Here is an 11,407-nt window from a genome sequence, read left to right on the forward strand (position 1 = left end):
CGACAGCAGCGGCACGGCAAAATGCTCGCTCCGCACCGGCGAGGCCTCGACTTGCGGCTCGTAGAAGCCGGTGACGAGGCCGGCGCCGGTCTCCGGCCGGACCAGCATGGGCACGAAATGGCGCTCGAAGAAGGCGCGGGCCTCCTGCCGGTTGGCGGCCGGGGCTGCTCGCGCGTGCGCATAGGCCTCGGCGAAGGCGCCGAAATCGACACCCAGCGCACCGCTGCGATAGGGTTTTACCGGCACATGGAAGGCGGAGCGGGCAAAGGCTTCGAAGGCCGGCAGATGGTCGTCGTCACCCCAGCCGGGCAGGTCGCCGAAGGACCTTTCAACAAGGAGAGGCGACAGCGACACCGGAGCCCGCCTGTTCCGGACTCAGTCTTCTTCTTCGGTGGCGACGAGCTTCCAGTTCGGATCGCGCGAGCGCGTGTCGCGGGCGAAGGTCCAGACATCCTTGACCTCGGCCACCGTTTCGGGGTCGCCGTCGATGACCGTGCCGGCCTGGTCGCGCGTCGCCGAGATCAGCTCGCTGATGATGCGCAGCGTCACATGCGCCTCGCCGCCCTTCATCTCGGCCGAGACGATATCGGCCTTGTCGATGCCGACGAAGGAGGACTGGATTTTTTCCGACTTGGCCTCGCGCTCACCGATCGCCGCGACGAAGCCGTCATAAACCTCTCGCGACAGGAGGTTCTTCAGCGTTTTGCGGTCGCCGTCGGCATAGGCCATGACGATCATCTCATAGGCCATCTTGGCGCCGTCGACGAACCCCTTCGGGTCGAAGGACGGGTCATTGTCCTTGATCGCGCGCAGGCCCTTGTTGAGATCGGTGTCGGGCTTGGCGAAGGCGTCGATGGCCGTATAGGTGTCTGCCGGCGCCGGCTCGCCGGGCGCCCGCTTGCGCGGCAGCGAAACCACGTTTTCGGGCTTCTGCGTGGCGTCCTTGTCGGTGCGCGCCGCCGTATAGGGATCGAAGGGCGGCCGCTCGCTACCGGTCCGACGGCCCAGCACGTTGCGCAGCTGGAAGAAGATCACCACCGCCGCGATCAGGAAGAAAATCGTGCCGAAGTCGAAGAAGCCCATATTTTCCGCCAATCAATCCCTGCCTCTAGGCCGGACCGTCCCAGCCAACAGGCCGCGGTCGCATAGCGTTCACCATTCAAAGCATATAGAACGCAAGGCGCAATCATTCAAATCAAAGGCAGGCATACCTATCTAACAGCCTCCGTGCCAGCGGCGATTGGTCGCCGGCGGGACAAAACAATCGAATGGTCGGTTAAAGACTTGCGCATTTCGCTGCTTCCCTTCTTTCTCCTCGCGCTTCCGCTGCTGGAAATCGCCGGTTTCGTCGTCGTCGGCCGTGAGGTCGGCGCGCTGGCCACGGTCGGCCTGGTGCTGGCCTCGAGCTTCGCCGGCGTGCTTTTGCTGCGCCACCAGGGTTTCGGCGTCATGACCCGCATCCGCACCGAGATGGCCGCCGGCCGCGACCCCAGCCATCAGCTCGCCCATGGCGCCATGATCGTGGTCGCGGCGATCCTTTTGATCATCCCCGGCTTCATCACCGACATCATCGGCCTGCTCCTGTTCCTGCCGCCGGTGCGCGACCTTGCCTGGAGCAGGCTGAAAGGCCGCATCGTCGTGGCCACCGATTTCTCCACCGGCGGCTTCCGCCGCCAGCGCGACAAGGTCATCGACCTCGAAGACGGCGACTATTCGCGCGAGGACGACCTGAAGCGCGGCCCGGACCACAATTCGCCGTGGCGGCGGCTGAAGGACGACTGAGGCTTCTCTTCGTCATCCTGGGGCGGAGCGACGCGGCGTAGACCCCAGGATCCATGCCGTGACATGGACGCGCTGCGACGGTGCAGAATTTTGCTCTGCTTCAACTCGAAGTCCGTCGCGGCGAAGTCACTGGCAAGTTGTGCGTCGGCCATTCGGCTGCTTCGAGCCGCTGCATTCCTTGGCCGGTGTCGCGGCATGGATCCCAGGGTCTCCGCGACGCCGCTGCGCGCCTGCTTCGCCCGGGGATGACGACGCGACAAGCAAGGCGGCAAACCTTGTCTTGTCATGCCGGCCATGGTAGCGAACGCCCGATTTCAATTCGGTCAGCCCCGATCATTCGGTGAGCGAGACTGCCCAGGGGAAAAGGATATCGGCTCATGGCCAGCAATGATGACGCGCCGGTCGGCGCCAACGGCAACGGCAACGCGACGCAGCCCTCGCTCAACGTCCTGGCCCAGTATGTCAAGGACCTGTCCTTCGAAAGCCCCGGCGCGCCGAACTCGTTGCGCGGCCGCGACAAGGCGCCCGGCATCGCCATCAACGTGAACGTCAACGCCAATCCGCTCTCCGACAAGCAGTTCGATGTCAACCTGACGCTGAATGCCAAAGCCTCCTTCGACCAGGAAGTGCTGTTCAATGTCGAGCTGGTCTATGGCGGCGTCTTCGCCATTTCGGGCTTCCCGCAGGAGCACATGCTGCCGATCCTGTTCATCGAATGCCCGCGTCTTTTGTTCCCCTTCGCCCGCCAGATCATCGCCGAGGCGACGCGCAATGGCGGCTTCCCGCCGCTGATGCTCGACCCGATCGATTTCGCGCAGATGTTCCAGCAGAAGATCGCCGAGGACCAGGCCGCGTCGCAGACCAAGGTGAGCTGAGGCTCGGCTGAAAAGGATCGCTTGAGAACCCGGCCTCGCGCCGGGTTTTTTGTGGGCGTTATCCCCTTTGTCATCCTCGGCAACGCTGGCGGGACAGCACCCCCCTCTGGCCTACCGGCCATCTCCCCCGCAAGGGGGGAGATCGGATGTCGTGTTTTGCCTTCGCCGATCTCCAACGTCTCAGAGTCGGCCGAGCGCTGAAGCCGCCAATCTCCCCCCTTGCGGGGGAGATGTCCGGCAGGACAGAGGGGGGTGTGAAGGAACTCGGCGGTCGGCCAGTTCTGAACCGTCCGGCTCCCCTCCCCCTGCGGAGCGCCGCACAACTCCTGCGGATTCCAGAACATTTCGCCACGTTACCCCGCTTTATCATTCCCTCCCGGCAATGGCGCCCCGGCGGTCGCAGCCGCCCCCGCGTCGGCGAGGCTGTGCATGACCGCCGGGCACTTTGGGCGGCATGCACCAACAAAAGAGGGAACGACGATGAAATTCATGCTGACCGACCGCAAGCTTCACCCGCGGGCCAAACCCGTCGCCGACGATTTTAGGACGGGCGGCATCAGCCGCCGCGAATATCTGGCGCTCATGGCCGGGCTCGGCGTCAGCGCCGCCGGCGCCTTTGCCTTGGGGGGCATCGCCGCGACGCCTGCCCGCGCCGCCGAACCGAAGAAGGGCGGAACCTTGCGCGTCGCCATGAACGTCAAGGGTTTCAAGGACCCGCGCACCTTCGACGGCGTCGAAATGTCCAACGTCGCGCGCCACTGCAACGAATATCTGGTGCGCTGGAACACCGATTTTTCGTTCGAGCCCTGGCTGCTGGAAAAATGGGAGATGAGCGACGACGCCAGGACGCTGACGCTGCATGTGCGCAAGGGCATCACCTGGTCGAATGGCGACGCCTTCAACGCCGACGACGTCGTCCACAACCTCACCCGCTGGTGCGAGGCCGGCGTTGCCGGCAATTCGGTCGCCGCGCGCATGGGCGCGCTGGTCAATGCCGACACCAAGAAGGTGGTCGATGGCGGCATCGAGAAGGTCGACGACTTCACCATAAAGCTCAATTTGCCAAAACCCGACATCTCGCTGATCGCCGGCATGGCCGACTATCCCGCGCTGATCATGCACCGCTCCTATAATGGCGATGGCGACCCGATGAAGGCTCTGGCGATCACCACGGGCCCCTGCGAGCTGGTCAAATGGGACGCAGAGACGGGCACGGAGGTGAAGCGCAAGGACAAGCCGTGGTGGAAGGGCGAGTTTTACCTCGACGGCATCCAGTGGATCGACTACGGCTCCGACCCCAACGCCATGCTGTCGGCGTTCGAATCCGGCGAGATCGACACCGACCACGAGACCGCTTCCGATGCCGTCTCGCAGACCGACAAGATGGGGCTGAAGAATTCCGAGATCGCCACGGGGTCCACGATCGTCGCCCGCTTCAATGTCGGCAATCCGCCCTATGACGACGTCAAGGTGCGCCGCGCCGCCCAGCTCGCCGTCGACAATTCGGCCGTGCTGATGCTCGGCCTCGATGGCCGCGGCAAACCCGCCGACAACCACCATGTCGGCCCCATGCATCCCGAATACGCCGACATCGGCCCGGCCAAACGCGATGTGGAGCAGGCGAAGAAGCTGCTCGCCGAATCCGGCAAGGCGGACCATGAATATGAGCTGATCTCGGTCGACATCGAATGGCAGAAGAACACGGGGGACGCCATCGCCGCGCAGATCCGCGAGGCCGGCCTCAAGATCAAGCGCACCGTGCTGCCCGCCGCCACCTTCTGGAACGACTGGAGCAAGTTCCCCTATTCCTGCACCGAATGGCTCGGCCGCCCGCTCGGCGTCCAGGTGCTGGCGCTGGCGTACAAATCCGGCGCTGCCTGGAACGAAAGCGCCTATGCCAATAAGGAATTCGACGAGCTGCTCGACAAGGCGCTGGCCATGCCCGACCCCAAGGCCCGCAAGGAAATCATGGCCAAGATCGAGCAGAATTTGCGCGATTCCGGCATCATCATCCAACCCTACTGGCGCTCGGTCTACCGCACCTACCGCAAAGGCATCGAAGGCTGCGAACAGCACCAGGCGCTGGAACAGCATTTTGAGAAGGTTTGGATCGAAAGTTAAGGCGAATGCGGCGCCTCTTCCTTCCCCCCTTGTGGGGGAAGGTGGCCTCGCGAAGCGAGGTCGGATGAGGGGTGTTCCAGCTTGGCAACATGCGTTTGACTGCGAGCACATCGAGGCGACGCGAAACCATCATCGCCTCATTCCGTACCGCACTCGTCTCGGCGCTGCGCGCCGATCCATCTTCTTCCACGAGGGGGGAAGGACGAGGCGTTGCGCCCGCCTCTACGCCCACCTTCGCACCCGCTGCCAGCCTGCGTATCGCGGCCATCATGTCGTCTTCCGAAAACGACAAAGCGGAAAAACGTGGAGAGGTGTTGGCCCATGGACGATGCGGAGCGCCTTTGGCCCACACTCATATCATTTGGGGAAGATGGCCGGCGCGCATGCCGGTGAGACAATTGCCTGAGCCCCGCGCCGGCCACTAGCGACCTGATGAAGGTCCGCCGCCCGATTTATGTACCGGGCCTATGCCGGGCGATCAACCGAGCCGGGCAGTCGGTATGAATTCGTACCAATCCGGGATTATCGCGCGACCGGCGGCAACAGGCTCTCGGGAAACGGCGAACGTTTCTAGTGTGGGCAGACCGACACTGGACACGTGACAGCCGTCACGGCCGAAAGCTTCTCGCGCTTGCTCAGCGTCGGCTTCGCATAGATCTTTTTCATGCCGGCAGTGGCGCTGGCCTTTCCTTCCCCCCTTGTGGGGGAAGGTGGATTGCCGCAAAGCGGCAAGACGGATGAGGGGTGTTCCAGCTTGGCGGCATCATCAAAGATCGCACGAAATCGGCGCGACATACGTCACCGCCCCACTCTGTACGCACCCCTCATCCGTCTCGGCGCTGACGCGCCGATCCACCTTCCCCCACAAGGGGGGAAGGAAGAGGCGCCGCCGCGCTCGACCCCGCTCACCGTGCCGGCCTCAGCAGCGTCCAGATCCAGCCGGCGAAGGTCAGCACCAGGAAGGGATAGCCTGCCGCCGGCAGGGGCGCTGGCCTTTCCTTCTCCCCTTGTGGGAGAAGGTGGATTGCCGCAAAACGGCAAGACGGATGAGGGGTGTTCCAGCTTGGCGGCACCATCAAAGACCGCACCAAATCGGCACGAAAACATCACGCTCTCACTCTGTGCAGCACCCCTCATCCGTCTCGGCGCTGACGCGCCGATCCGCCTTCCCCCACAAGGGGGGAAGGAAGAGGCGTCGCGCCCCTCCGCCCTCACCGTGCCGGCCTCACCAGCGTCCAGATCCAGCCGGCGAAGGTCGCCACCAGGAAGGGATAGCCGGCCGCCGGCAGTGGCGCCGAGGTCGGCAGCAAGGGCGCGCCCCACAGCACCATGCCCACCGACACCAGGAACAGCACGGCGGCGACGAGCGCGGTCAGCCGCATCCACAGCGCGAAAGTGTTCGGCACGCTGACCATGATCAGCGCCGCCGCCCAAAGCGAGATGCCGCCGACATAGGAAGGCACGCTGGCCTGCAGACCCGCGGCATTGCCGGCCAAAAGCAGGCTCTCGCCCGCAAGGAAGGTCAGGAAGCCCGCGGCAACGCAATCATTGCCCAGCCGCTGATATTTCATCGTGAGAAGTGCGGCCGCCACCACCAGCGCCACGCCATCGATCGCCCACAGCGTCTCGCGCAACGCATCGCTCGCCACGAAGGTGCCAGCAAGGCCGAAGATGCCGCCGATGGCGAGACCGAGGGAGGCGGTGGTGTCCGGAGTTGTGCGCATTTGATGCCCCCAAGTTAGGAGAAGGATACGCCGGTAAAGGACGTTCTCAAAGGGTGCCCTTAGCCCTAGCCCGCCCGGCGGCGTGATGGGAATGGTCCCAGACCGCTTGCACGATGGTAACGGGCCACGCCGACAAACGGTGCGATTACCTAGAAAGCATTGCTGAATTTGCTGTCGCGGATTCCACGAGGGCGGAAGATGCACAAGGCGGGAGGTTTCAGGTCGCCGCGGCAGCAGCATGAGGCAACATGTAGATTACTACTCCGATGCTGAGCCCGAATATCGCCTCTCAGATAGCGGACAATCCCCACCGCGCAGCGTCAGCGCCGCGCTGGCGGGGGGCCCGCTGCCTCCGGCAACTCCCCCGCTTTCGAAGCCTGCCATCGATCCACCGGATCGATGTCTTGGCGCGTCATGCGCGCCAACCGCCCCTTCAATCCCCCATCTTCAGCGCCTGGATAAACGCCTCCTGCGGGATATCCACCTTGCCGAACTGGCGCATCCGCTTCTTGCCCTCTTTCTGCTTGTCCAAGAGCTTGCGCTTGCGGCTCACGTCGCCGCCGTAGCATTTCGCCGTCACGTCCTTACGCAAGGCCGAGATGGTTTCGCGGGCGATGACCTTGCCGCCGATGGCGGCCTGGATCGGGATCTTGAAGAGATGGTGCGGGATCAGCTCCTTCAGCTTCTCGCACATCTGCCGGCCGCGCTTTTCGGCCGCCGTGCGGTGCACCAGCATCGATAGCGCGTCGACCGGCTCCTCATTGACCAGGATCGACATCTTCACTAGGTCGCCCTCGCGGTAGTCGGTCAGGTGATAGTCGAAGGAGGCGTAGCCTTTTGAGATCGACTTCAGCCGGTCGTAGAAATCGAAGACGACTTCGTTGAGCGGCAGGTCGTAGGTCAGCATGGCGCGTTTGCCGACATAGGAGAGGTCGGCCTGGATGCCGCGCCGGTCCTGGCAGAGTTTCAATATGCCGCCGAGATAGTCGTCGGGCGTCAATATGGTGGCGCGGATCCATGGCTCCTCAATCGCGGAGATTTTCACCACGTCGGGCATGTCGGCCGGGTTGTGCAGTTCCTTGACCGAGCCGTCATTGAGCAGCAGCCGGTAGACGACGCTCGGTGCGGTGGCGATCAGGTCGAGGTTGAACTCGCGCTCCAGCCGCTCCTGGATGATTTCGAGATGCAACAGGCCAAGGAAGCCGCAGCGATAACCGAAGCCGAGCGCCGCACTGGTTTCCATCTCATAAGAGAAAGAAGCGTCGTTGAGGCGCAGTTTGCCGACGGCGGCGCGCAGATCCTCGAAATCGGCGGCGTCGACCGGGAACAGGCCGCAGAACACCACCGGCTGTGCCGGCTTGAAGCCGGGCAGGGCATGCGCGGTCTGGCGCTTGTCCTCGGTGATGGTGTCGCCGACGCGGGTGTCGGCCACTTCCTTGATCGAGCCGGTGAAGAAGCCGAACTCGCCGGGGCCGAGCTCCTCGACATTGATGCGGGCGGGCGTGAACACGCCGGTGCGCTCGACCAGGTATTTCGCGCCGGTGCCCATCATGCGGATGGTCTGGCCCTTCTTCAGCACACCGTCGATGATGCGCACCAGCACGATGACGCCGAGATAGGCGTCGTACCAGCTGTCGACCAGCATCGCTTTCAGGGGGGCCGTGGCATCGCCCTCGCGCGGCGGCGGCAATTGGTGGACGATGGCTTCGAGCACGTTGGGAATGCCGAGGCCTGTCTTGGCCGAGATCAGCACGGCGCCCGAGGCGTCGATGCCGATCACCTCCTCGACCTGCTCGCGGATGCGCTCGGGCTCGGCGGCCGGCAGGTCGACCTTGTTCAGCACCACGACGATCTCGTGATTGTTGTCGATCGCCTGGTAGACATTGGCCAGCGTCTGCGCCTCGACGCCCTGGGAGGCGTCGACGACCAGCAGCGAGCCCTCGCAGGCGGCGAGCGACCGCGACACTTCATAGGCGAAGTCGACATGGCCGGGCGTGTCGATGAGGTTGAGGATATAGTCCTCGCCATTGTTGGCGCGGTATTTCAGCCGCACCGTCTGCGCCTTGATGGTGATGCCGCGCTCGCGCTCGATGTCCATCGAGTCCAGCACCTGCTCCTTCATGTCGCGCAGCTCCAGCCCGCCGGTGGACTGGATCAGGCGGTCGGCAAGCGTGGATTTGCCATGGTCGATATGGGCGACGATGGAAAAATTGCGGATGTGGTCGAGGGGCGTGCTCATGCCGCGCGCTTTAGCAGGGGCGGCAATCGGCGGCAAGGCTTGCGGCGCAAGGGCTGCCTTGCGGGTCACAAAGCGGTGACATCGGCCGAAAAACCGGGAAAACCGGCCCGCGGGCGACGAATGCGTAAACTTTGATCGGTCACATTAGACCTTGGTTTGCCGCCTGTGTGGTAAATGCACGAACGCTAATGTCTGTTGGGGGTTGGAAATGTTCAGGATTTTGCGCGGCTTTGCCCGCTCCCGCAGCGGGTCGATGATGCCGCTCTTCCTGGTGATGCTGATGCCGCTGATCGCGGCCGTCGGCTTCTCGGTCGACTATACCAGCGCGGTCCAGACCAAGTCCAACCAGCAGCAGGCGCTGGATGCCGCGATCCTGACGATCACCACCATGGACACCACGGCGACACTTTCGCAGCGCCAGACGATGCTGCAGGATTCCTTCGTCGCCAACGGCGGACAAGGCACCGCGACACTGACCAACTTCGTGGGTGGCACCGCCACCACCGCCACCACCGCGCGGGCCACGGCAAGTTTCGCCATGCCGACCGACTTCATGACCATCGCCAGGATTGACACCGTACCGATCGCCGTGGCCTCGGCTGTCAGCAAGCCGCCGGCGCTGGTCAAGGCGGACTTCAAGGTCACCGGGGTGTCGGGTTACTGGAACAAGACGATGACGCTCTACGGTACGCAATTCGGTGCGACGGTGCCCAAGCCGCTGATGACGATCGCTTACGTCTATGGCAGTACTGGGGACCCGAAGGGCTATGGCACCACCACCACCAGCATCCTTACGACTGATTCAACCGGCAAGACCGTCGCCACGGTGGCCCAGACGCAGGTCTGCAAGCTCGCCGGCTCCAACCCGCCCGCCGGTGCGGTGATCCAGACCGACAAGTTTCTGACGAGATATTACTGTGTCGACACAATGTCGTCCCCCACCGGCGCGTCCATCGATGTCAGCCAAATGGGTGGCCTCAGTCTGCAGATGCATGTGCCATCGGGGAACCCGCAAGACCTCAAGACGAATGATCCGCTCACCTCGAACCGCCTCTACAGCGGGGTCAAGGATCCGCAGACCGGCACTGTCACCTATAATGAGACCGCGACCGGCCAGGTCGTCGATATCTTCGGCCTCGTGCCTTGCGGCTCGACAGCCTATCAGGCCTGGGAAGACGGCGGCAACCCGGTTCCGGCGCCTGTCGGCAACGCCGACTTCTTCTACAACGTCACCGGCAAATGCGACTTCAATAAGCGGCCCTCGGACACGGCGCTGACGCAGTGATGTAGACGCGTCTTCCTTCTCCCCTGTGGGGCCCGAAGGGCGGGCGAGGCCAGTGACTCGCCCAGGGCGGTGGCCTCGCGAAGCGAGGTCGGATGAGGGGTGTTCCAGGGAACGCCAACGTCTCACTCCGCTGGAACACCCCTCATCCGTCTCGGCGCTGACGCGCCGATCCACCTTCCCCAAAGGGGGGGAAGGAAGACGCGCCTCGCCCGCCCTTCGGGCCCCACAAGGGGAAAAGGAAATGCGTGCCTTTTGCCACCGGGGCTGTAGACGGACCGCGGCGTTCGGCTAACCTCACGTCATGCCGCATCAACCCGTCCTCCCCGCCAAACGCAATTTTGCTCGTTCGCTTCGCCGTGCCATGACGGAGGCTGAAGACAGGCTCTGGCAAGAATTGCGCGACCGCAGGCTCGACGGGATAAAATTCCGGCGCCAAGCGCCATTTGGAAAATACATCGCGGATTTCGTTTGCATCGAAGCCAGCCTGATCATCGAGATAGACGGCAGCCAGCATGCGGATTCGGATTCGGACCGGAGCCGTGACGCCGACCTGAAGGCGAGGGGCTTTCGCATCCTGCGCTTCTGGAATGACGACGTCCTGAGAGACATGAACGCCGTCTGCGACACGATCCTCGCCTATGTGCGGGATACCAGTCTGCAGCCCTGGCGGTAGCGGCGCCGACGCTTCTTCCCTTCTCCCCTTGTGGGAGAAGGTGGCCGCGAAGCGGCCGGATGAGGGGTGCTCCAGCTTGGCAAGGACGGCGATCCGTCACGCACCCCTCAACCGTCTCGGCGCTGCGCGCCGATCCACCTTCTCCCACAAGGGGAGAAGGGAAGAGGCGTCGGCGCTCTTCAATCACAAAGCGGTGAGCGTTGTAACGAAGCTCGTGGTGGCGGCGAAGTGGGGACATGACGGGCGCATCGTGGCGCCGTCCCCACGGAGCAAGCCGATGTCGCCAGTCATATCAAGCAGGTTCCTCGCACTGTCCGGCTTCGCCGCGCTGGCGCTCGCCGCCGCGCTCGGCGCGGCAGTCGCCCAGCCGCTCACCGTGGTCGAGCTGTTCACCAGCCAGGGCTGCTCGTCCTGCCCGCCGGCCAATGCCAACCTCATCAAGGTCAAGGACCGGCCCGGCGTGCTGGCGCTGTCGTTCAACGTCACCTATTGGGATTATCTCGGCTGGAAGGACACGTTCGGAAAGCAGGAGTTCACCCAGCGCCAGGTTTCCTACGAGCGCCCGCTCGGCCATGACGGACCGTTCACGCCGCAAGTGGTGGTCAACGGCCATGCCGACGTCGTCGGCGCCGCGCCGGGCCAGATCGAACATCTGATCGCCGCGACGGCCAAGACCGGCGGTCCGTCGCTGTCGCTCGAGGGCGGCAA

9 protein-coding genes and 1 pseudogene are annotated in these 11,407 nt (G+C 63.9%); 6 read left to right on the forward strand and 4 right to left on the reverse strand.

Annotated features, from left to right (window positions below; translation table 11 throughout):
• Both O7A61_RS28190 and O7A61_RS28195 read right to left on the reverse strand, forming a co-directional pair.
• Positions 1–354, reverse strand: a pseudogene (locus tag O7A61_RS28190) (murein transglycosylase A); the annotation flags it as partial.
• A 21-nt stretch (positions 355–375) separates the two neighbouring features.
• Complete coding sequence (locus tag O7A61_RS28195; protein WP_140715808.1) at positions 376–1,083, reverse strand: Tim44/TimA family putative adaptor protein; 708 nt, start codon at positions 1,081–1,083, stop codon at positions 376–378.
• A gap of 201 nt (positions 1,084–1,284) precedes the next feature.
• On the opposite strand from O7A61_RS28195, the gene O7A61_RS28200 reads away from it, so the two are divergent.
• The 3 genes from O7A61_RS28200 (at position 1,285) to O7A61_RS28210 (ending at position 4,778) form a co-directional block, all read left to right on the forward strand.
• Positions 1,285–1,782 (forward strand): FxsA family protein, encoded by a 498-nt coding sequence (locus tag O7A61_RS28200; RefSeq protein WP_337132560.1) that lies wholly within the window; start codon positions 1,285–1,287, stop codon positions 1,780–1,782.
• 377 nt (positions 1,783–2,159) lie between these two features.
• Positions 2,160–2,657: a protein-export chaperone SecB gene (gene secB, locus O7A61_RS28205; RefSeq protein WP_027145705.1), complete on the forward strand. Its 498-nt coding sequence runs from the start codon at positions 2,160–2,162 to the stop codon at positions 2,655–2,657.
• Between the two features lie 480 nt (positions 2,658–3,137).
• Positions 3,138–4,778, forward strand: a complete 1,641-nt coding sequence (locus O7A61_RS28210; RefSeq protein WP_337132561.1) for an ABC transporter substrate-binding protein — start codon at positions 3,138–3,140, stop codon at positions 4,776–4,778.
• Between the two features lie 1,211 nt (positions 4,779–5,989).
• Here O7A61_RS28210 and O7A61_RS28215 read toward each other — a convergent pair.
• Both O7A61_RS28215 and lepA read right to left on the reverse strand, forming a co-directional pair.
• Positions 5,990–6,502, reverse strand: coding sequence for a hypothetical protein (locus O7A61_RS28215; protein WP_337132562.1), 513 nt, complete (start codon positions 6,500–6,502; stop codon positions 5,990–5,992).
• Between the two features lie 433 nt (positions 6,503–6,935).
• The gene (gene lepA, locus O7A61_RS28220; RefSeq protein ID WP_337132563.1) at positions 6,936–8,741 is read right to left on the reverse strand and encodes a translation elongation factor 4; all 1,806 of its coding nucleotides are present in this window, start codon (positions 8,739–8,741) and stop codon (positions 6,936–6,938) included.
• 208 nt (positions 8,742–8,949) lie between these two features.
• On the opposite strand from lepA, the gene O7A61_RS28225 reads away from it, so the two are divergent.
• The 3 genes from O7A61_RS28225 to O7A61_RS28235 form a co-directional block, all read left to right on the forward strand.
• A complete protein-coding gene (locus tag O7A61_RS28225; protein ID WP_337132564.1) occupies positions 8,950–10,026 on the forward strand; it encodes a TadE/TadG family type IV pilus assembly protein in 1,077 nt (358 codons plus the stop codon).
• A gap of 301 nt (positions 10,027–10,327) precedes the next feature.
• Positions 10,328–10,699 (forward strand): endonuclease domain-containing protein, encoded by a 372-nt coding sequence (locus tag O7A61_RS28230; RefSeq protein ID WP_337132565.1) that lies wholly within the window; start codon positions 10,328–10,330, stop codon positions 10,697–10,699.
• Positions 10,700–10,976: 277 nt separating this feature from the next.
• On the forward strand, positions 10,977–11,407 hold a 431-nt coding region (locus O7A61_RS28235), incomplete at its 3' end, for a DUF1223 domain-containing protein (RefSeq protein ID WP_337132566.1).

Source organism: Mesorhizobium sp. Cs1321R2N1 (genome assembly GCF_037179725.1).
Lineage (GTDB): Bacteria > Pseudomonadota > Alphaproteobacteria > Rhizobiales > Rhizobiaceae > Mesorhizobium > Mesorhizobium salmacidum.